23 protein-coding genes are annotated in these 20,376 nt (G+C 61.8%); 14 read left to right on the forward strand and 9 right to left on the reverse strand.

Annotated features, from left to right (window positions below; all coding sequences use genetic code 11):
* Nucleotides 1-179 precede the first annotated feature (179 nt).
* From DXY35_RS02175 to DXY35_RS02190, 4 genes are all read left to right on the forward strand, one after another.
* Entirely contained in the window at nt 180-1,961 is a 1,782-nt protein-coding gene (locus tag DXY35_RS02175) for a proline--tRNA ligase (RefSeq protein WP_115080760.1), read from the forward strand.
* A gap of 24 nt (nt 1,962-1,985) precedes the next feature.
* Nucleotides 1,986-2,411 carry a photosystem II protein Psb27 gene (psb27, locus tag DXY35_RS02180; RefSeq protein ID WP_011363694.1) on the forward strand — a complete coding sequence of 142 codons (426 nt, stop codon included), beginning with the start codon at nt 1,986-1,988 and terminating at the stop codon, nt 2,409-2,411.
* Between the two features lie 86 nt (nt 2,412-2,497).
* Nucleotides 2,498-3,817, forward strand: coding sequence for an adenylosuccinate synthase (locus tag DXY35_RS02185; RefSeq protein WP_170950485.1), 1,320 nt, complete (start codon nt 2,498-2,500; stop codon nt 3,815-3,817).
* 41 nt (nt 3,818-3,858) lie between these two features.
* Nucleotides 3,859-4,872, forward strand: coding sequence for an adenosine kinase (locus DXY35_RS02190; protein ID WP_115080762.1), 1,014 nt, complete (start codon nt 3,859-3,861; stop codon nt 4,870-4,872).
* Here DXY35_RS02190 and cutA read toward each other — a convergent pair.
* Together cutA and DXY35_RS02200 are read right to left on the reverse strand one after the other, a co-directional pair.
* The gene (cutA, locus tag DXY35_RS02195) at nt 4,841-5,185 is read right to left on the reverse strand and encodes a divalent-cation tolerance protein CutA (protein WP_115080799.1); all 345 of its coding nucleotides are present in this window, start codon (nt 5,183-5,185) and stop codon (nt 4,841-4,843) included. The two genes, DXY35_RS02190 and cutA, sit on opposite strands and share 32 nt — an antisense overlap.
* Nucleotides 5,178-5,969 (reverse strand): precorrin-6A/cobalt-precorrin-6A reductase, encoded by a 792-nt coding sequence (locus DXY35_RS02200; protein ID WP_115080798.1) that lies wholly within the window; start codon nt 5,967-5,969, stop codon nt 5,178-5,180. Before DXY35_RS02200 ends, cutA begins: the two co-directional genes overlap by 8 nt.
* A gap of 29 nt (nt 5,970-5,998) precedes the next feature.
* Between DXY35_RS02200 and DXY35_RS02205 the strand changes: the two genes are divergently transcribed.
* Nucleotides 5,999-6,457 carry a single-stranded DNA-binding protein gene (locus tag DXY35_RS02205; RefSeq protein WP_025362150.1) on the forward strand — a complete coding sequence of 153 codons (459 nt, stop codon included), beginning with the start codon at nt 5,999-6,001 and terminating at the stop codon, nt 6,455-6,457.
* A 29-nt stretch (nt 6,458-6,486) separates the two neighbouring features.
* Here DXY35_RS02205 and DXY35_RS02210 read toward each other — a convergent pair whose 3' ends face one another.
* Nucleotides 6,487-6,675: a hypothetical protein gene (locus tag DXY35_RS02210; RefSeq protein WP_115080764.1), complete on the reverse strand. Its 189-nt coding sequence runs from the start codon at nt 6,673-6,675 to the stop codon at nt 6,487-6,489.
* Nucleotides 6,676-6,744: 69 nt separating this feature from the next.
* Here DXY35_RS02210 and DXY35_RS02215 point away from each other — a divergent pair, with 69 nt between their 5' ends.
* From DXY35_RS02215 to DXY35_RS02225, 3 genes are read left to right on the forward strand one after another with little or no spacing between them, the layout of a single operon-like run.
* Entirely contained in the window at nt 6,745-7,287 is a 543-nt protein-coding gene (locus tag DXY35_RS02215) for a DUF2854 domain-containing protein (RefSeq protein ID WP_115080768.1), read from the forward strand.
* Nucleotides 7,288-7,290: 3 nt separating this feature from the next.
* Nucleotides 7,291-8,172 carry an acetylglutamate kinase gene (argB, locus tag DXY35_RS02220; RefSeq protein WP_115080769.1) on the forward strand — a complete coding sequence of 294 codons (882 nt, stop codon included), beginning with the start codon at nt 7,291-7,293 and terminating at the stop codon, nt 8,170-8,172.
* A gap of 2 nt (nt 8,173-8,174) precedes the next feature.
* Nucleotides 8,175-9,233 carry a DUF3153 domain-containing protein gene (locus DXY35_RS02225; protein WP_115080772.1) on the forward strand — a complete coding sequence of 353 codons (1,059 nt, stop codon included), beginning with the start codon at nt 8,175-8,177 and terminating at the stop codon, nt 9,231-9,233.
* Here the strand turns inward: DXY35_RS02225 and priA are convergent, their stop codons facing one another.
* The gene (gene priA / locus DXY35_RS02230) at nt 9,234-11,483 is read right to left on the reverse strand and encodes a primosomal protein N' (protein WP_115080773.1); all 2,250 of its coding nucleotides are present in this window, start codon (nt 11,481-11,483) and stop codon (nt 9,234-9,236) included.
* 305 nt (nt 11,484-11,788) lie between these two features.
* Here priA and rpoD point away from each other — a divergent pair, with 305 nt between their 5' ends.
* Complete coding sequence (gene rpoD, locus DXY35_RS02235; protein ID WP_115080775.1) at nt 11,789-13,180, forward strand: RNA polymerase sigma factor RpoD; 1,392 nt, start codon at nt 11,789-11,791, stop codon at nt 13,178-13,180.
* A 190-nt stretch (nt 13,181-13,370) separates the two neighbouring features.
* Here the strand turns inward: rpoD and DXY35_RS02240 are convergent, their stop codons facing one another.
* On the reverse strand, nt 13,371-13,838 hold the full coding sequence (locus tag DXY35_RS02240) for a hypothetical protein (protein ID WP_115080777.1): 468 nt from the start codon (nt 13,836-13,838) through the stop codon (nt 13,371-13,373).
* Between the two features lie 137 nt (nt 13,839-13,975).
* Here DXY35_RS02240 and hemC point away from each other — a divergent pair, with 137 nt between their 5' ends.
* Entirely contained in the window at nt 13,976-14,929 is a 954-nt protein-coding gene (hemC, locus tag DXY35_RS02245) for a hydroxymethylbilane synthase (protein WP_115009473.1), read from the forward strand.
* Here the strand turns inward: hemC and DXY35_RS02250 are convergent, their stop codons facing one another.
* Nucleotides 14,930-15,433 carry a L,D-transpeptidase gene (locus DXY35_RS02250; RefSeq protein ID WP_244272867.1) on the reverse strand — a complete coding sequence of 168 codons (504 nt, stop codon included), beginning with the start codon at nt 15,431-15,433 and terminating at the stop codon, nt 14,930-14,932.
* Nucleotides 15,434-15,585: 152 nt separating this feature from the next.
* Here DXY35_RS02250 and DXY35_RS02255 point away from each other — a divergent pair, with 152 nt between their 5' ends.
* Nucleotides 15,586-16,461, forward strand: a complete 876-nt coding sequence (locus DXY35_RS02255; protein WP_244272869.1) for a hypothetical protein — start codon at nt 15,586-15,588, stop codon at nt 16,459-16,461.
* Nucleotides 16,462-16,519: 58 nt separating this feature from the next.
* Here DXY35_RS02255 and DXY35_RS02260 read toward each other — a convergent pair whose 3' ends face one another.
* Both DXY35_RS02260 and DXY35_RS02265 read right to left on the reverse strand, forming a co-directional pair.
* Nucleotides 16,520-17,107 carry an inorganic diphosphatase gene (locus tag DXY35_RS02260; RefSeq protein ID WP_114987983.1) on the reverse strand — a complete coding sequence of 196 codons (588 nt, stop codon included), beginning with the start codon at nt 17,105-17,107 and terminating at the stop codon, nt 16,520-16,522.
* A gap of 61 nt (nt 17,108-17,168) precedes the next feature.
* Nucleotides 17,169-18,677, reverse strand: coding sequence for a carboxypeptidase M32 (locus DXY35_RS02265; RefSeq protein ID WP_115080780.1), 1,509 nt, complete (start codon nt 18,675-18,677; stop codon nt 17,169-17,171).
* Between DXY35_RS02265 and DXY35_RS12330 the strand changes: the two genes are divergently transcribed.
* Nucleotides 18,662-18,868, forward strand: coding sequence for a hypothetical protein (locus DXY35_RS12330; RefSeq protein ID WP_137006692.1), 207 nt, complete (start codon nt 18,662-18,664; stop codon nt 18,866-18,868). The genes DXY35_RS02265 and DXY35_RS12330 overlap by 16 nt on opposite strands.
* 15 nt (nt 18,869-18,883) lie before the next feature.
* On the opposite strand, the gene DXY35_RS02270 is transcribed toward DXY35_RS12330, so the two are convergent.
* Nucleotides 18,884-19,291 (reverse strand): thiol-disulfide oxidoreductase DCC family protein, encoded by a 408-nt coding sequence (locus tag DXY35_RS02270; RefSeq protein WP_115080782.1) that lies wholly within the window; start codon nt 19,289-19,291, stop codon nt 18,884-18,886.
* A gap of 51 nt (nt 19,292-19,342) precedes the next feature.
* On the opposite strand from DXY35_RS02270, the gene DXY35_RS02275 reads away from it, so the two are divergent.
* Nucleotides 19,343-19,960, forward strand: coding sequence for a secondary thiamine-phosphate synthase enzyme YjbQ (locus tag DXY35_RS02275; RefSeq protein ID WP_115080785.1), 618 nt, complete (start codon nt 19,343-19,345; stop codon nt 19,958-19,960).
* A gap of 42 nt (nt 19,961-20,002) precedes the next feature.
* Nucleotides 20,003-20,293: a 4a-hydroxytetrahydrobiopterin dehydratase gene (locus DXY35_RS02280; protein ID WP_115080787.1), complete on the forward strand. Its 291-nt coding sequence runs from the start codon at nt 20,003-20,005 to the stop codon at nt 20,291-20,293.
* Nucleotides 20,294-20,376 lie beyond the last annotated feature (83 nt).

The raw sequence follows: 20,376 nt of genomic DNA on the forward strand, positions 1-20,376 counted from the left end.
GTCGCCACAGATTCAACGGACCGAGGAAACATGAGACGGGCCTAGGACAGGCTGGATTGAGCTGGACGGTAGCAGTCGAGACTCAGGGCGCCCAGGGGAATTCCAGCAAAACAGACACTTCCGCGATCGGCATGTCGCCGAAGCGGTGATAACTTCCAAATCCCATTTTGTTGCGATTGATGCGCGTCTCCCGCCTGCTGCTGGTGACGCTTCGGGATGTTCCCGCCGAAGCGGAGATCACCTCGCATCAGTTGCTTCTCAGGGCCGGGTATATCCGTCGCGTGGGATCAGGGATCTACGCCTACCTCCCCTTGATGTGGAGGGTGCTGCAAAAGATCACCGCCGTGGTGCGCGAGGAGATGAACCACGCCGGCGCCCAGGAAACCCTGCTGCCGCAGCTGCACCCTGCTGAGCTCTGGCAGAAGAGCGGGCGTTGGCAGGGCTACACCGCTGGCGAGGGGATCATGTTCCACCTCGAAGACCGCCAGGGCAGAGAACTGGGGCTTGGTCCGACCCATGAAGAGGTGATCACCAGCCTGGCAGGGGAGCTGCTGAGGTCATACCGGCAGCTCCCGGTGAACCTTTATCAAATCCAGACCAAATTTCGCGACGAGATCCGTCCCCGCTTTGGCCTGATGCGAGGCCGCGAATTCATCATGAAGGACGCGTACTCCTTCCATGCCAGCGAAGCGGATCTTCGCGAGACCTATGGCGTGATGGATCAGGCCTACCGCCGCATCTTTGAACGTTGTGGCCTGGATGCCGTCCCTGTCGATGCCGATAGCGGAGCGATCGGCGGTGCCGCCTCCCAGGAGTTCATGGTGACGGCGGATGCCGGGGAAGACCTGATCCTGATCAGCGATGACGGCCAATACGCCGCCAACCAAGAGAAGGCTGTTTCGATCCCATCCACCGCATCTCCTCTTCCCGACGGCCCGGAGGAATCGATTCCAACCCCTGGCTTGGGCAGCATCGAAAGCCTCTGCGACGCCAAAGGCTGGGATCCGAGCCAGGTGGTGAAGGTGCTGCTGCTGGTGGCGACCCTGGACGATGAGACCCTCCAACCGCTGTTGGTGAGCCTCCGTGGTGACCAAGAGCTCAATCCCACCAAGGTCGTGAACGCGGTCAGCCGAACCCTCAACAAGGGTGTTCTCGATTGCCGCCCGATCACACCAGAGGACAACAAGCGTCAGCAGATTGATCCGCTCCCCTTTGGATCGATCGGTCCCGACCTCTCCGATGACGTTCTGAAGGGAGCCAAGACCTGGGAGCCAACATTTCTGCGCCTGTCCGATGAAACCGCGAGCGAACTCGGCAGCTTCATCTGTGGTGCCAACACGCCCGATCTGCACCGTTTCAACACCAGCTGGACCGCCATCGGTCAGAAGCCAACCAGCCTGGATCTGCGTAATGCACGTGCCGGCGACGTCTGCCAACACAACCCGGAATCACGCCTGACGGAAAAAAGAGGCATCGAAGTCGGCCACATTTTTCAGTTGGGCCGAAAATATTCTGAGGCCATGGAGAGCCGTTTCACCAACGAGAACGGCAAAACCGAACCGTTCTGGATGGGTTGCTACGGCATCGGCGTTTCGCGATTGGCGCAGGCTGCCGTCGAGCAGCATCACGATGACAGCGGCATCTGCTGGCCGACGGCCATCGCCCCCTTCGAGGCGATCGTGGTCGTGGCCAACATCCAGGACGAGACCCAGGCCCAGCTGGGGGAAGCGCTGTACTCGGAGCTTCAGAACGCTGGGGTGGATGTGCTGATCGACGACCGCAAGGAACGCGCCGGCGTCAAGTTCAAAGACGCAGATCTGATCGGCATCCCTTGGCGGATCGTGGTGGGACGCGACGCCAGCGAAGGCACCGTTGAACTGGTGTGCCGCAGCAGCCGCGAGGTGCAAAAGCTTCCCCACGCTGAGGCTGTGACCTGCCTGATCAAGGCACTCCACCCCTAAAGTCGAACGACACTGAAGGGTTTCATGCTCTCCGCACTGACACGCCTGCTTCGCCCCCTCAGCCGGGCCGCCGTAGCCCTTGGCCTCGGGTTGTGCCTCCTCCTGACGGCCTGCAGTGGGGACGCTGAAGCTCGTCTGAGCGGCGACTACGTGGAAGACACCGTGGCGGTCTCCCGCACTCTGCTGACGGTGATCGACCTGCCTCAGGACGATCCCACCCACGCCGAAGCTGAGGCCGACGCCCGGGCCCTGATCAACGACTACATGTCCCGTTATCGGCCCCAGCCCCGCGTGAACGGACTCAGCTCCTTCACCACGATGCAGACCGCGCTGAATTCGCTGGCTGGTCATTACGCCTCCTACGCCAATCGCCCCCTGCCGGAAGCGCTGCATGACCGCATCGCCAAGGAACTCAACAAGGCTGAGAAATCAGTGGTCCGGGGCAGCTGAGCCCCCCGAAACCAGCTCGGTTTTGACGATGCCACCCGAGATCTGAGATACTCGCGGATTGTGCAGATCTGCGGCTTCGGGCCGCCGTGTTCTTGGCCAACGTTGTCGTCATCGGAGCGCAGTGGGGTGACGAGGGAAAAGGAAAGATCACCGATCTCCTGAGCCGCTCCGCCGATGTGGTGGTTCGCTATCAGGGTGGTGTGAATGCAGGCCACACGATCGTTGTTGACGATCGTGTGCTCAAGCTGCACCTGATTCCCTCTGGAATCCTCTATCCCGACACGATCTGTCTGATCGGATCCGGCACGGTGGTGGATCCCAAAGTGATGCTCGGTGAGCTGGACATGCTCATCGCCAACGACATTGATATTTCAGGGCTTCGCCTGGCATCCACGGCCCACGTGACGATGCCCTACCACCGCCTGCTCGACCAGGCCATGGAGAAGCAGCGGGGAGCTCGACGGATCGGAACCACAGGCCGTGGAATCGGCCCCACCTACGCCGACAAGTCGCAGCGCAGCGGCATCCGTGTGATCGACCTGCTTGACGAACAACGGCTGAGGGATCGCCTAGAAGGCCCACTGCAGGAGAAGAACGAACTTCTTCAGACCATTTACGGGGTTGAGCCCCTGAACGCCGAAGACGTCATCCAGGAATATCTGGGATACGGCAAGCGCCTCGCCCCCCACGTGGTGGAGTGCACCCAGACGATTCATCAGGCAGCGCGAGATCGCAAGAACATCCTGTTCGAAGGTGCCCAGGGCACGCTGCTGGACCTGGACCACGGCACCTACCCCTACGTCACGTCCTCCAACCCCGTTTCCGGCGGGGCCTGCATCGGTGCAGGCGTGGGCCCAACCCTGATTGACCGCGTCATCGGCGTTGCCAAGGCCTACACCACCCGCGTGGGTGAAGGCCCCTTCCCCACTGAGCTGAGCGGAAGCCTGAATGACCAGCTCACGGAACGGGGTGGCGAATTCGGTACCACCACTGGCCGCCAGAGGCGCTGTGGCTGGTTCGACGGCGTGATCGGTCGCTACGCCGTGCAGGTCAACGGCTTGGACTGTCTGGCTGTGACCAAGCTGGATGTGCTGGACGAACTGGACGAAATTCAGGTCTGCGTGGCCTATGAACTCAACGGCGAGCGAATCGAGCACTTCCCCAGCAGTGCCGATGACTTCGCCCAGTGCAAACCCATCTTCGAAACACTGCCTGGCTGGCAGTGCTCCACCGAGGAATGCCGCAGCCTTGAGGATCTCCCTAAGCCAGCCATGGATTACCTGCGCTTCCTCGCCGATCTGATGGAAGTGCCGATCGCCATTGTCTCCCTGGGGGCCAGCCGTGATCAGACCATCGTTGTCGAAGATCCGATCCATGGTCCCAAGCGAGCCCTGTTGAGCGCCTGAGCTGCTGACGTTCATACTTCGGGGCTGCTTTCCACGCCCCGATGTCATCAGAGACCCGTTTCCCCAGCGACTGCAGTCTCGATGTCGTTGGCATCGGCAACGCCATCGTTGACGTTCTGGTGCAGACAGACGAAGGTTTCATCGCTGAACACGGCCTCCAGAAAGGGGGCATGGCGCTGATCGATGAACAACAGGCCGAAGCTCTCTACAAGGCCAGTGGAACGGGCCTCGAGACCTCCGGTGGATCGGTCGCCAACACGATGGTGGGCATCGCGCAGCTCGGCGGACGCGCCGGTTTCATCGGCCGCGTCCGGGACGACCAGCTCGGCAGCATTTTCAGCCACGACATCCAGGCCGTTGGGGCACGCTTCGAGACCCCAGCAGCCACCAGTGGAGCCACAACGGCGCGCTGCCTGATTTACGTCACGCCCGATGCCGAGCGCACCATGTGCACCTTCCTGGGGGCGTCCACCCAACTGGAGCCCGAGGATCTCGACCTCTCCATGGTCAAGCAGGCCAAGGTGCTTTACCTGGAGGGCTACCTCTGGGACAGTCCAGCCGCCAAACGGGCCTTCATCGCCGCAGCCGAAGCCTGCCGTGAAGCAGGCGGAAAGGTGGCTCTTTCTCTCTCAGACGGCTTCTGTGTGGATCGGCACAGAGCGAGTTTTCTCGAGCTGGTGAATGGCCACGTCGATTTGCTGTTCGCCAATGACGTCGAAATTCAGTCGCTCTACGAGACCGACGATTTCGACCAGGCCCTCGAGCGGGTGCGCGGCTGCTGCTCAGTGATTGCGATCACCCGTGGCGCCCAGGGGTCCGTTGTGCTGAGTGGAGACCAGCGCTGGGATATCGGCATCTTCGGCCTGGGAGATCTGGTGGACACCACGGGAGCAGGCGACCTCTATGCCGGGGGATTTCTGCATGGCTTCACCCAGGGCGAGTCACTGGAGCGCTGTGGTGAGCTCGGAGCCCTCTGCGCCGGCCAGATTGTGACCCAACTGGGGGCTCGCTCCCAGGTCTCCCTCAAGCAGCTGGCGGAGACGCATCTGAACTGAGCTCAGCGATGGCCCAGGCCCCATAGGCCGGTGATGCCGTCACCGGCCAGCACAACCACTCGGGGGTGTCGTAGCTGTGCAGCTCGGAGACGGCCAAGCGCAGCGCGTCCACATGCTGAGCTGAGGTCTTCATCAGCAGTTGGACCTCATGGGACGCCTGCAGCGACCCCTCCCAGCGATAGAACGACTGAACGGGGTGGATGGACACACAGGCCACGAGATGGCGCTCCAGCAAGGCCTCTGCCAGCTGTTGGGCGCGCTCAGCGTTCGCTTCCGTGGTAAGGGCCAGCACGAGCCCACTCGCTTCAATCACGCTCAAGCCGATCCATCAGGCTGCTGACATCCTCGACGCATTCCATCCCGTCGGGAGGGAAGGGACGCCGCAACAGCAGCAATCGCAGCCCCAGATCTGTGGTGAGTTGATGCCAGAACTGTTCCGTCACACCACCGGACTGGCGGCAGAGCACCACGCCAATGCCCCAGCGACGGCAAAGAGACCGCTCGATCGCCCCCGGCACCTCCCCTTGCAGAGGGCGCACCACGGCCAGGTGATCCGGGGGCAGACCTGCCCGCAAGGCGGCGCGCAATCCATCGGGGGATGGAAGCGCACGGCCATAGGGGATGGCTCCGGCGCGGCGCACAGCAGCAGTCAAGACCGGAAGATGACGGCCTCCAATGGCCAGCAGCAGGCGTTGGCCCTGGAGCGGTTGGGCCGCCAATGCATCGGCATCAGCCAGGAGAGAGGCCGCTCCCAGCGGTTCAAGGCGACGCTCATAACGCAGCAGCGGTTGGCCGAGATCCGCACAGGCCGTCATCAGGTCATGGCTGATCCGAGCCGCAAAAGGATGCGTGGCATCCACCACCCAACGGAAAGGGCCGGTCTGATACAGAACTGCCTTGATTCCACCAACGCCCTGCAGAGCACCAATTGAGATGCGCTCCACCGGCAATCCCGCGTAGGCCTTCGCTGCAGTTGCCGTCACCACACTCACGGTCACACGCCAATGACGGCGGGAGAGCTCCTTCACCAAGCGCGGCCCATCACCGGTTCCAGCCAGCAGCAGGACACGACGCTGGTCATTCGCGGGGCCTTGCATCAGGATGTGCGCCGACACCAGCTCAAGCCATGAACCATTGCGTGCTCGAAGTGGAGGTGATCGACGCACCGACGGTTCGATACACCCAGGACAACCAGACTCCCATTGCGGAGATGGCCGTGCGCTTTGACCCCCTTCGCGAGGGTGATCCGCCGGGTGAATTGAAAGTGGTGGGCTGGGGCAACCTGGCCCAGGAGCTGCAGAACCGTGTGCAGACCGGGCAGCGGCTGCTGATCGAAGGCCGGCTGCGGATGAACACCATGCCCCGGGGCGATGGCATGAAGGAAAAACGGGCTGAATTCACCCTGGCTCGGCTTCATCCGATCGGCGCGGCAGCCACGGGTGCAGCTCCTTCCGGCAACCCCTCAGCCCCGGCCCCCAGTCGCCAGGCCCCCGCGGCTGCACCGACCAAGGTGGCGAAAGAGCCTGAACCGGCCAGCTGGAATGCGGCGCCCCTCGTGCCCGACACCGACGACATCCCCTTCTGAATCAGAGGACAATCGCGGGGCGTTGCCGCTTAACGGCCCGCTTCGTCCTGCAGCTCTGACGCTCGGGTGATCAGTTGCCCGAGCTCCCGTTCAAGGGCGGCAAGATCCAGCCGCAGCTGGGGCCAGCGGCCCCCATCGATCTGCTGCAGCAACCAGCTGCGATCACGGTCGAGCTGCTGGAGCAGATCATCCATGCCGGTCGACGATGGATCAGGCATCTAGCTCGGGGCAGTGGATCTCCATCCTGATGGCCTAGAGGTCAAAATGACGATCAAGCCAAGGCCTTCATGAAGGATTTCTTCTCCCCCGGCAGCCTCGTCACTATCGCCGGAGGCGTGCTGACCGTGGTCGGTGCCACCGCTTACGCCACCGGAAGCGCCAACCTCAGCCTGCCCACGATTTTCTACGGAATCCCGATCTTGTTGGGGGGGCTGGCCCTGAAATCGTCGGAGCTCCCACCCGCCATCCGGGTGACACCGGTCAAGACGTTTCAGAAGGAACGCGAAGCTGCAGCCCCAGAACTGGGCAAATTGCTCGGCGATGTGACGCGCTGGCGCTACGGCCAGAAGGCCCACCTGGAGTCGTCGCTGGAAGCACTCAAACTCTGGGATGAAGACACCCCCCCGCAGTTGGAGGAGATCGAAGAGCTGCATTCCGACAGCGGCTATGGCCTGCGGATGCGATTCCTGCTGGGAGCCGTTCCCCTCGAACGCTGGAAAGAGCGACAGGAGCGGCTGGGGCGTTTCTTCGCTAAAGGGATGCGAGCGGAACTCAAGGAACTGGATGAACAACGGCTGGACGTTGTTCTGCTTCCGGCAGGTGAGGCCTAAGCCATGGCCCAATCCACCCAGAACAACGATGACGCCCTCAGGGTGTCGGTGCTCAGCGAAGCCCTCCCCTACATCCAGCGCTTCGCCGGTCGGCGCATTGTGATCAAGTACGGCGGGGCCGCCATGGCCCATGCCGAGCTGCGGGCTGCTGTCTTTCGCGACCTGGCTCTGCTGGCCTGCGTCGGCGTCCAACCCGTGGTGGTTCACGGCGGCGGGCCCGAAATCAACCAGTGGCTTCAACGTCTGGAAATCCCCGCCGAATTCCGCGACGGATTGCGCGTCACCGACGCCGACACCATGGACGTGGTGGAGATGGTGCTGGTGGGCCGCGTCAACAAGCAGATCGTGAATGGCCTCAATCAGCTCGGCACCCGTGCGGTTGGTTTGAGCGGAAGTGACGGAAGTCTTGTGGAGGCACGCCCCTGGGGAAATGGCAGCCATGGGCTGGTGGGGGATGTTGCCCGCGTCAATCCCGATGTGCTCGAACCGCTGCTGGAAAAGGGGTATGTGCCCGTCATTTCCAGCGTTGCCGCAACTCCCGATGACGGGCGAGCCCACAACATCAATGCCGACACGGTGGCGGGAGAGCTGGCGGCGGCTCTGGAAGCCGAAAAACTGATCCTGCTGACCGACACCCCCGGCATCCTTGAAGATCGGGATGACCCCAACTCGCTGATCCGCAAACTGCGCCTCTCAGAGGCGCGACAGCTGATCGAGGACGGCGTGGTCGCAGGGGGCATGACGCCCAAAACGGAATGTTGCATCCGCGCCCTGGCCCAGGGCGTGTCAGCCGCCCACATCATTGATGGCCGGGTTCCCCATGCCCTCCTGCTCGAAGTCTTCACCGACGCCGGCATCGGCACCATGGTGGTGGGACGCGGCTAGGGGTGAGCGAGCAGGACGCAGCACTGGACCTCTCTGAAGCGGAGGCAGCCCTGGAGCGCGGGGACTACGGCCAGGGCCTGGAGCTGCTTCTGCCCCTGGCGGAGCAACACCCGCTCAACAGCCCGGAGGGGCCGGGCCTTCGGCTCCTGATGATCACCGCCTGGATGGGCCAGGGGCAGGACGAGAAAGCCATCGCCACCTGCAGGCTGCTGAGTCGCTGCCGCGATCCCAAGTTGCGCCAGCAGGCCAAACAACTGCTCGGGGTTCTTGAAGCCCCAAGCCTGGATCGTCCGGAACGCTGGTCGATGCGCATGCCGCAACTGGAGCTGAATGGCTCCGGCAGCGGGCAGACCTCCACCATGCGGCGGCGGCGGTCGCGGCGTCCCGAACCCCCGCCACCACCACCGACGGGGCCGACGCGTTCACCGGCGGCGGGTTTCGCCGTGCTGGTGATGGCGGTTCTGCTGGGGATCACGCTGTTGCTGAGTGGTTGCGTCCGAATCGAGGCTGATCTCGACCTTCGCGGCCCGGATCGACTGGCCCTCACCTGGGACGTGCGGAGCACCCAGCAACGCCCGCTGCCCTGGCAGGAGCAATTCGAGCGAGACCTACAACGGGAAGTGCCCGGGCTGAAGATCGAACAAACAGGCCCAGGACGCCAACAGATCAGCAGCCGTGTTGCCTCGTCGCACGAGCTGGCGCAACAGATGGCGGCCGTGGTTGCCGTGGCTGGTCGCGCGGCTGGAGTCTCACTCCCGCCACCGACGCTCAAGCTCGAAGAACGCAACTGGCTGCTGGGGGTGCAGCAGCACGTGCAGCTGATGGTGGACCTCAGCGATCTGCCCGAGATCCCCGGGCTCGACGTTCATCTGAGCCTGAACCACGGGCAGGTGGAGCGCACGGCTGTTACCGGCACCACCACCGAAGTCAGCTGGCAGGGCTGGCGCTGGAATCCGCTTGGCCTGGGGGGAGTGGTGATCCTGATGCTGCTGATCAGCAGCATGGTGCTGCAGGTGGTGCGTCGGAAGCTGGGCTTTGGCTTCCCGGAGCTGCCCTCCTGATCAAAGCTGCTGCGGGTCGGGATCCACAGTGAGCGCCACACCCTTGGGCAAGCCATCCCAGAGGGCCTGTCCCGGAGGCAGCGGAAGCGGGGAGCCCGCCGGACCATGCAGCAACAGCTGCCATCGGCTTCGGCCAGCAACCCGGGCCACAGGTGCCGGAGCAGGACCCAACAACCACCAATTCTGGAGCTGACAAATCGGCCGGATCCGCTCCGCCAGCACCGCTGCCGCCGTTGCTGTTTTGCTGGGGGAATCTCCAGACAGGCGCAGCAAACAGGCACGACTGAAGGGCACCAGACCCGCCTCCTTGCGGAGGGCCACCTCCTGGGAGAGGAACGCTTCATAGCGACCATCCACCAGGTGTTGAATCACCGGGTGCTCTGGGGTGTAGGTCTGCACCAACACCTGCCCCGGTCGCTCACCTCGCCCGGCACGGCCCGCCAACTGCAACAGCAACTGCAGGGCCTGCTCTCCTGCGCGGAGATCGGGGCGGTGCAGAAGCCCATCCGCCGCGAGCACCGCCGCCAGGGTGACCCGCGGCAGATCCATGCCCTTGGCCAGCATCTGCGTACCGATCAAGACGTCGGCTTCTCCAGCAGCGAAACGGTCCAACAGGCGTCGATGGCCATCCCGCCCCCCGGTGGAATCGCGGTCAAAGCGGAGCAAACGAAGGCCTTCGAGCTCCTGAGAGAGCAGTTCCAACACCTTCTGCGTCCCGGCCCCAAACGGCTTGAAGGCCGTGGAACCACAGTGACTACAACGGTTCTCCAGGTCTTCACGATGGTCACACCAGTGGCAACGCAGCCACTGACGCCCGGCCTTGCTGCGGTGAACAGTGAGCGCCACATCGCAGTGGGGGCACATCACCACCTCGCCGCAACTGCGACAGCTCAAAAAGGGGCTGTATCCCCGACGAGGCACCAAAACCACGGCCTGTTCGCCCTGCTCCGGCAGCGCCGCAAGACGATCCATCAAGGCGCGACTGACCAGACGCTTGTGTCCTTCGGCCAACTCATGGCGCATGTCGATCACATGCACAGGCGGTAGGGACTGCCGGGAAATCCGCTGGGTCAGGCGCACCAAGGTCAAGGCACCATCCGAGCCCGATTGAATCCAGCTCTCGAGCGACGGCGTGGCGCTGCCCAGCACAAGCCGTGCCTGTTGCATCACAACCCGGTCCAAAGCCAGGTCCCGGGCGTGATAGCAGGGCATGGGTGCGTCTTGCTTGTAAGAGCTGTCGTGCTCCTCATCCAGAACGACCAGCCCCAGCGGCTTCAACGGCACGAACACCGCGGAGCGGGTTCCCACCACCACCAACGGCTGTTCGGCAGCAAGACAGCGGCGCCAGGTTCGAACCCGTTCGGCATCACCACAACCGCTGTGGTACTCCACAACGCGCGAGCCGAAGCGTTTGCGGCAACGGTCAACGAGTTGGGGAATCAATCCGATCTCGGGGGTGAGCAGCAGCACGTGCCGGCCCCGCTCCAGCTCCTGGGCAGCCAGCTGGAGGTACACCTCGGTCTTGCCGGAGCCGGTGATTCCCCAGAGCAGCAGCCCTCCCCCCGGAGAAAGCTGTTGGTAAGCCTTCACCACGTCCTGCTGCTCAGCGGTCAAGGCCTGGGGAAGCTCCTGGGGGCCAGAACCAGCTGAAGAGCCCTTGTCCTCACAACGACGCTGCTCACGCACCAGGTAGCCCTGCTGGATCAGCGGCGGCAGCAATTGCGCCCCAAACCCACTGGCCACCAGGTCCCGTTGCCAAGCACCATCGCCCTGGCCCTCCAACCAAGCCAGAAGCTCCCGCTGGCGAGGGGTGGGTGGTTTCGCTGCATCAGGGGGGACCCGGGCCTGAATCCACCACATCTGACGCCCGCCGGCCAGGGAACGCTGGCCGGCCTGACCAATCCAGCCCGACGGCAAAGCCGCCTTCAAGGTGCGGAAGACACTGAGATGGCAACGGTCCGCCACCCGCTCCAGCCAGCTATACCAATCCGAATCGACAGCAGCTCGCTGCAGGAGCGATTCCACCGGTTGCAGCTCCTGAGGATCCTGCTCAGCCCACTCCCGCTCCGCCACCACCAATCCATGCATGGCTCGACCCCGGAGGCGCACCCGCACCAGATCTCCCGGCATCAATCCCATGCTGGGATCTGCGGCGTAACTGAAGGAGCGTCCTTCCCGCCCAGCCTCCAGCCAGACCTCAACGCATCGCCGCGAATGCGACAGGACCTTGCAAACTTCGGAAGACTTCATTAACGTGGACAGGTTGGACAGCTTCTGCCAACCCTGCGCTCGATCCAGAGGGAAGACACAGAGTCTGAAGTCAAGGTCTTGTTCCTTGCCACTTTGACCGGTCTGAGACCACCCCGGACAGCACAGACACAATCAGTCCAAGCGTTTCGTCGACTCGCGGACACCACCATCAGCCCATGAACTCCGTCTCAGCGTTAGCTGTGTTGTTCTTTTTCGTTTGAACGGAAGTTCCAGGTTCCAGCCATTGCCGTTGGTGCATTGTTGCCGCTGTTGCATCTCCCCTCTATCCGACTTCGACTAACACCATGACCCCTGCTGCCACCAAAGCTTCCAAGCCGGACATCGTTTTTCTGGCCAATGCTGACGGCAAGGTGAAGGAAGTCGCCAAGAGTTCCGACAAAGAGGCCAAGAAAACCCCTGCACGCCGACGAACCAGCAAGGCGAGCGCCAAGGACCTGAGCGCCGCAGCCGACGAATTGCTCGCCGCTGCAGATCAAGCCAAGGCCTCGGGAACCACCAAAAAGGCTGCAGCGAAAACCACGAAGGCCAAAACCACAACGAAAAAGGCCACCACAACCAAGAAGGCAGCCACCGCCAAGAAGAGCACGACTAAATCTTCAACAGCCAAGGCATCAACAGCCAAGGCAGCGGCAGCGAAGCCAACCGCCGAGGAGAAAGCCAAAACCGCAGCTGCTGAGAAGGAAGCCAAGGCCAAAGCCCTGGCCAGCATCAAGATCGGCCCCAAAGGCGTCTACACCGAAGACTCCATCCGGGTTTATCTCCAGGAAATTGGTCGGATCCGCCTGCTGCGTCCCGACGAAGAGATCGAACTGGCCCGCAAAATTGCCGATCTTCTCTATCTCGAGGAACTGGCCGCTCAATTTGAAAGCGACAACGGCCGGGAACCCGACAACAAAGAGTGGGCGGCCTTGGTGGAAATGCCGCTCATCCGCTTCCGCAGGCGCTTGATGCTGGGCCGACGGGCCAAGGAAAAGATGGTGCAATCCAACTTGCGCCTGGTGGTCTCGATTGCCAAGAAGTACATGAATCGGGGGCTGAGCTTCCAAGACCTGATTCAGGAAGGAAGCCTTGGCCTGATTCGTGCAGCCGAGAAGTTCGACCACGAAAAGGGCTACAAGTTCTCCACCTACGCCACCTGGTGGATTCGCCAGGCCATCACACGCGCCATCGCCGACCAGAGCCGCACCATCCGCCTGCCGGTGCACCTCTACGAAACGATCTCCAGGATCAAGAAGACCACCAAGGTTCTCTCCCAGGAATTCGGCCGCAAGCCAACGGAAGAGGAAATCGCGGAATCGATGGAAATGACCATCGAAAAACTGCGCTTCATCGCCAAGAGCGCCCAGCTGCCGATCTCCCTGGAGACCCCCATCGGCAAGGAAGAGGATTCCCGCCTGGGTGATTTCATCGAAGCCGACATCGAGAATCCCGAGCAGGACGTTGCCAAGAACCTGCTTCGTGAAGACCTTGAAGGTGTGTTGGCCACCCTCAGCCCCCGCGAGCGCGATGTGCTGCGCCTGCGCTATGGCTTGGACGACGGGCGGATGAAGACCCTCGAGGAAATTGGTCAGATTTTTGATGTGACTCGTGAACGGATCCGTCAGATCGAAGCCAAGGCCCTGCGCAAATTGCGCCACCCCAACCGCAATGGGGTGCTCAAGGAATACATCAAGTAAGCCCGCATTACTCTCGTGATCAAACGGTCACGGGAGCAATACATAAGTACATTCCCCCTAGCTGAATGGAGCAGAGGGCTCCTATAAGAATGCTTGAGGGAATTGAGACGCCCTCCTCACACGGAAGAGATCAAACCCCAGCCTGAGACTGGGGTTTTCCTTTGGAAAGCAAAAATTCAGCGTTACAGATTCACTGACTGCTTTCGAAGGTTTCCGTGAATTCCTGAAAGGCACGCTTCAGGCGCTCCACCGGAGTTTCCTCCAGAGGACACTCCTGACGTGTTTCAAGTGCATAGGCCTGAAGCAGGCGAGCATCCGGCTCAAGCACGGAAGCAACCGCCCCCTTGAAGAGGACCAGATTGTGCTGTGACGTCAGCCCCGCCAGGTAAGGCTGAAGCACCCAACTAGATTGAGCCTCCTGTGCGCGCTCTGCCGCTGATCGCACCAGACGAGGCCGCAGCAGTTGGTAGGCATGGTCTCCATCACGATCGGTGGTGTGTCGCAGCCGCGCCATCAGCACATCTCCACTGCACAACAAGATCAGACGGATGGAGCCTTCAGCCACCAAGGGGAGCATGGCCTCCTGCTCTTGGGGATCGGAAGCAACCGAGCCAATTGCTCCAGCCTGACGAACGCCATTGACGACGGGTCCGGGCATGACTGCGCTGCAATGCCTGCAAATGTTAAGCGTTCTTCATAAACAGATCTTCCCTTTCGAAGCTTCACAACCTCGTGAAGTCGAACCAAAGAATCCGAGGCCAAAAGCGTAGGCTGTGCGGCTGATTCGCCCTTTCCATGGCCCTCACCGAACTGCGCATCGCCTCACGACGCAGCCAGCTGGCCATGGTGCAAACCAACTGGGTGAAAGCGGAACTGGAGAAGGCCCATCCCGGCCTGAAAATCACGGTGGAAGCCATGGCCACCCAGGGCGACAAGATCCTGGACGTTGCCCTGGCGAAGATCGGCGACAAAGGCCTGTTCACCAAGGAACTGGAAGCCCAGATGCTGGTGGACCGTGCGGACATCGCCGTCCATTCGCTGAAAGACCTGCCCACCAATCTCCCCGAGGGGCTGATGCTCGGCTGCATCACCGAACGGGAAGACCCGGCCGATGCCCTGGTGGTGAACACCAAGAACCAGGCCTACAAGCTCGACACCCTTCCCGAGGGCTCAGTGGTGGGAACGAGTTCCCTGCGCCGTCTGGCTCAGCTGCGTCACCACTACCCCCACCTGATCTTTAAGGACGTTCGGGGGAACGTGATCACCCGGCTGGAGAAATTGGATAGTGGCGATTACGACTGCCTGATCCTGGCTGCGGCAGGCCTGGGCCGGCTTGGCTTCGGCGATCGGATCCACCAGCTGATCCCCGGCGACATCTCTCTGCACGCCGTTGGGCAGGGCGCCCTAGGGATTGAATGCGTGGAAGGCAAGCCCGAAGTTCTTGAGGCGATCAAAGTGCTGGAGCACACCCCCACCTCCCAGCGCTGCCTGGCCGAACGTGCTTTCCTGCGGGAACTGGAAGGTGGCTGCCAGGTACCCATCGGCGTGAACACCCGCTTCGAAGGTGATCAACTGATCCTCACAGGGATGGTGGCCAGCCTTGATGGCAAACGTCTGATCCGCGACCAGGCCAGTGGCGCAGCAAGCGATGCCGAAGCCATCGGCATCGCTCTGGCCAACACCCTCAAAGGTCAGGGTGCTGGCGAGATCCTCAAAGAGATCTTCGACACCGTCCGCCCGGAAGCCTGATCACCTGCGAATTTCCAGGCGCGTTCCCACATCCACAGCGTCAAACAGCTGCCGGATGTGGCTGTTGAGCATGCGCACGCAGCCCAGACTGACGGCCGCACGAATCTGAACCCAGTGCGGCCACGCCGTTCCATGGATCCCAAACTCGCCGCGGCCATTGCGGTGAAAAGCCATGTAGCGATCACCAATCGGGCTGCTGGGTCCGCGCAGCTCCCGCCGCTGACCCAACTTGTGGGTCACATAGATCGGATTAACCCTCTTGTTGAGGATGGCGAATTCCCCTTTTGGGGTGGGTGTTTTGGGATCTCCGATCGCCACAGGCCAGGTCCCAAGCTGCTGCTCACCCCGCATGAGGGCGATCTGTCGCTTGCTGAGGTCAAGCACGATGCGCGACTCACGAGAGGGTTTCCGCAAGGCCAGCTCAACAGGTTCAGCAGCAAGGCATGGAGCAACAGACCCAGCCAACAGGCCAGCCAACAGCACCGGCACCAATGACCACTTCATGAGACGCGCAAGACCCACTGGTCTCAACGTATTCATTGCCGCGAGAAAAAACAGCAGCAATAGCCTTAAGACTGAACTCTTCAGGATCTCTTTGGTCTCAAGCACGAGACGAGCGATCCAGCGGTACTGTTCTCCAAATTCTCCTCTCCCTGTTGACCTCCACGGCAATCGCAACGGCGCGGCCAACCCTGCTCGAAGGCAAGGCCCTGAGCCAGGAGGTTGAATCCATCAGCTTTCGCTTCGGCGACCTGATCAGCAACCGCAGAACCTTCCTGACTGCGGCCTGGACGCTGCGCCGGCAGGGGATCATCTGTCTACGGGAGGCAGCGCCTGCTGACCTGATCGCGTCGATCAACAGCGATGTCGGCCGACTGCTCGAGGAAATCAAATCAGGCGAGCACGCTCGCCTTGCATCCCTGGCCTATCTCAATCTTCCTGATCAGCGTGTGCTGAAGGGCTACAACCAGTTCCGCGATGCCGATCGGTCGGTCATCAACTACCGGGTCAAGCGGCCCGATGGACGCAGCGGTAGCGATGCGGGAATGATCGACATCTTCCATCCCGAGCGCCTCTCGGACAGCCTCAACCTGAACATCCAGGCCTGCCTGCAGGAATCGGTGATTCAGCGGTTGCTCTTGTTGAGCAGCTTCAATCGAATGCGGGTGAAATGCCGCAACCTCTACCTCAACCGAGGCGTGCAAGACACGCGCAGCTACCACTGCGATGGACGCTCCCTGAAGTTCAAATCCTTCGTGTACCTCAGTGATGTGCAATCACTGGCCGATGGGCCCTATTGCTTCGTGCCCAAGTCCCAACGTCGACGGCGGCTCTGGTGGCGCAACGCCCGCTTCAACAAACAAAACGGGCTTGGGCCGTTTGAATTCAGTCAGCTGCAGGGTGCTGAGGCCATTGCTCTGTTTGCCAAGGCAGGCGACATGGTGCTCTCCTCGCAGCGCGGTGCCCACTGCGGCCACCCCCAACACCCCCAGGCGCGCCGCGCCGTCCTGGTGAACATGTTCCAACGCTGAGCCATCAAAAAGGCGGGGGATTGTCCCCCGCCTGATCAGCAGTCGATCGCAGACGCGTTCAGTCGACCAACTTGGGATCAATCTCAGCCATGTAGCGAGCCTCGCAGCTCTTGATGATCTCAACGGCCTTTTCAGTGCCGAAGAAACCGTTCACCGAGCAGGTGCCAGGCTTCTTCAGATCCTTGTAGTGCTCCCAGTAGTAGGTGGTCTCTTTTTTCCAGTGCTCACCGAGATCTTCCCAGCTCTTGATGTGATCCATGCGCTTGTCGTCTGCAAGCACAGCGATCACCTTGTCGTCGACTTCACCACCGTCGTCGAAGGTCATCACGCCGATGATGCGGGCTTCCACAATCGAACCGGGAATCAGGGGCTCGGTGACACCAACAATTTCGATGTCGAGGGGATCGCCATCTTCATCCCAGGTGCGGGGAATGCATCCGTAGGCGAAGGGGTAAGCCAGCGAGGAGTAACCAACGCGGTCCAGCTTCAGATGGCCGGTTTCGGTGATCAGCTCGTACTTGTTGATCGTGTTGGAGTTGAGCTCCACGATCGTGTTGAGACGAAGTTCGGCTTCATCAGCGAAGGCCGGCAGCACGTGCAGCAGGTTGGGCATGCTGCGGCTGGGTGCCTGATCGAGGTTGGCCATAAACGGCGATGGACAGCGCGGCGCATCCTACGGGCCCCTCCGCCCGTCGAGTTGCACGCTGCTAGGGGGCCGGTTGCAGCCGATCAAGCTTGTTCTCCAGATAGTCGAGGAAGGCATCGGTGCTCAGGGGCCGACCGGTGACCCTTTCCACCAGTTGATCGGCATTCACACTGCGTCCGAGCGGGTGAACGTGCTCACGCAGCCAAGCCAGCAAGGGCGTGACATCGCCGCGCTCAACATGCTCCTCCGGAGACCCGATGGCCTCCGCCATCGCTTCGCTCAACTGTGCACTGATCAAGTGCCCCAACAGATACGAGGGGAAATAGCCAAACAGGCCTTCACTCCAGTGAACATCTTGAAGGCATCCCTCGGCATCGTTCATCGGCCGTACCCCCAGGAGTTCCTGATAGCGCCGGTTCCATTCGTCTGGGAGATCGTTCACGGCCAAACCCTGCTCCAGCAGAGCAATCTCGAGATCCGTGCGGATCAGGATGTGCAAGCCATAGCTGAGTTCATCAGCCTCCACCCGGTTCAAACCAGGCGCCATCGGATTCATCGCCTGCCACATGTCCTGGGTGCCGCTGAAGGGAGCCCCCACCTGCGCAAAACGCTTCCACCACTGCTCTGCGAACGGACGGCTCCGGGCAACACGGTTCTCCCAGAACAGCGACTGACTTTCATGCACCGCCATCGAGGTGGCCTGTCCCAGAGGCCAGGCGAACCATTGGTGGCTCTGGTCCGGCAACCCCTGCTCGTAGAGGGAATGCCCCCATTCGTGGGCCGTGGCCAGGAAGCACGACAAAGGCTGGCCAGGCACAACACGCGTGGTGATCCGGTAATCCGCCGGTCCCAGCGTGATCGAGAAGGGGTGAGGCGAGCGTGCCATGCAGGTGATGGCGGGATTACGGCCCCAGGCACCGAGCAGCTCATCACAGAGATCTTGCTGGCTGGACTCCTCGAGATCCCAGTCCGCTGATCGTGGGCGTGGCCGGGTGGATGCCTGAGCAACCAAATGCGGCAACCGTTGCCGCAGCGGAGCAAACAAGGCCTCGAGACGCTCCAGACGCAGATCCGGTTCGAAGGGTTGCGCCAGGGTTTCCCAACAGGAGCGAGGCTCATCCAGCTGTTTGGCCTGCTCCTGACGCAAATCAATCAGGGTCTGAAGCGCCGGTGCGAAGAGGCTGAAATCAGAGGCCGATCGAGCCTGCTGCCACCGGTTGTAACCCTCGGCCTTGGCCTTGGCCAAGGCGGCGACGAGGGCTGGGTCGAGGGACTGCTGCCGCTGCAGGTCCTGTTCCAGCAGATCCAGATTGCGGCCCTGCTCAGGGCATCGCTCAGCGGAATTCCAATGCTGACGCGCTGCGGCCAGCAGTTCCGCATAGGCCGCAGAGCTCTGACGAGCATGAAGCTGGGTCGCCAGCAGCGTGAGCTGCTCACCTCGCCAGGACGCCCCGGCAGAAGGCATGCGGGTGTTCTGGTCCCAATACAGGGTGCTCTGAATCGAGCCGAGCAGCTGCGTCTCTCTCAGATGGGCTCCCAGCTGCCCCCAAGCCGTTGCGGCAGAAGCCATCTCGCCCCCTTTTCCATCACCCTAACGACACCTGGAGTGGCATCGAAGCAGCGATGCAGGCCATGGTGAAGCGGTTCAGACGTTCTGGACCCATGCGCCGATTGATGCTGCAGGTGGCCCTGGGGATCGCCCTGCCCATGGCTCTCTGGCCGCTCAAGCTGATCTACCGACAACCGCAGACCGTTCGGTAGTTCGGTAAGAACCGGTCAGTTCAGCTCACAGCGGCCTTGGCAGAGGGTCTCAAGGTCGGCACGCCCGGTGATCTGAAGCCGCCGAGCGGCCCAAATCCCATAGACCCAATCGACCACGCTGCCGATCAAAGGCCAGCGGGTCGGTGCGTAAAGCCACCCCAGACCAATCAAGCGATACGCCTCACGGAAGACGGCCACATCCCGCAGCACCTCCCCGGAGCCTGTGATGGCATGAATGCGGCCCATGGCCACCCGGTAACTGATGCCGGCATGGGCCGCTGCGTCGTAATCAGAGGCATCAATGTCGACAAAAGCCAGCCGGGCCTGACGGTCACGCCGCTGCAGAAAGCGAACTTCGCGCACACACAACGGACAACCTCCGTCGAACAGCAGGGTCAGATCGGGGGCAGATGGGCTGGCCATGGACTCAGACGGTGCTGCAGCACGCAAAGTAAGGAAAGAACGTGGAGAGCGGTGGGCGTGCAGCAGATCCTGCATCAGATGACAGTGGCAACCCCGGGACGAGGATTCACCCGACTGGACGGGCGGTTGAACACCTGGATCCGCAGCACGGGTCTGGACCAGGGCGTTCTGCATCTCACCTGCCTGCACACCAGCGCCAGCCTCACCATCAACGAGAACGCCGATCCACGGGTGCTGCAGGACCTGGATGCATGGATGGCCGATGCCGTTCCAGAACACCGCCGTTATCTCCATGACGACGAAGGAGCTGATGACATGCCGGCCCACATCCGAACCGCGCTCACCAGCCAAACCCTGAACCTGAGCGTCAGCAGTCGGCAACTGCTGCTGGGCACCTGGCAAGCCGTTTACCTCTGGGAGCACCGCAGCGCTGCTCACACCAGAACGATCGCCTGCCACCTGTTCGGTGAATCCTCCAGCCGCCCCACCCCTGAAAGCACCACGCAGAACACTTCAGCCACGCCGAAAACCCTGTTGAGCCTGCGCAACGGCGAACGGATCAATCAAGCCATTCAGGCCCGCCACAACCCCAACGCCTGGGAAACCGACGACGGCATCGATACCGACACCGATCTGATGATTGATCGATTGCATGACCTGAGCGACTGACAACCGGCTCCAGCCACGATGGAGGGGTGATTCAGGGCTGCCATGCCAGTTGAACCTCTCGATGCCGCCCAGAAGTCGGCCCTCAGCACAACCCTGCCCAATTGGGTTGTGAAGGGAGAAAGGCTGCACCGCGATCTGCAGTTCAACAGCTTCGTGGAGGCCTTTGGATTCATGGCACAGGTGGCCTTGCTGGCCGAATCCAAAAATCACCATCCGAACTGGAGCAACGTCTACAACCGCGTTTCAATCGACCTGACCACCCATGATCTCGGCGGCCTCAGCAGCCTGGATGTGGAGCTAGCCAGCGCCATTGACGCCCTGCTGCCAGCATGAGTCGAGTGGGTCCTTGCGCATGACCACCGCACCAGCCACCGCCAACGTCCCCGTCACCATTCTCAGCGGCTTCCTCGGAGCGG

Source organism: Synechococcus sp. N32 (genome assembly GCF_900473895.1).
Taxonomy (GTDB): Bacteria; Cyanobacteriota; Cyanobacteriia; order PCC-6307; family Cyanobiaceae; genus Parasynechococcus.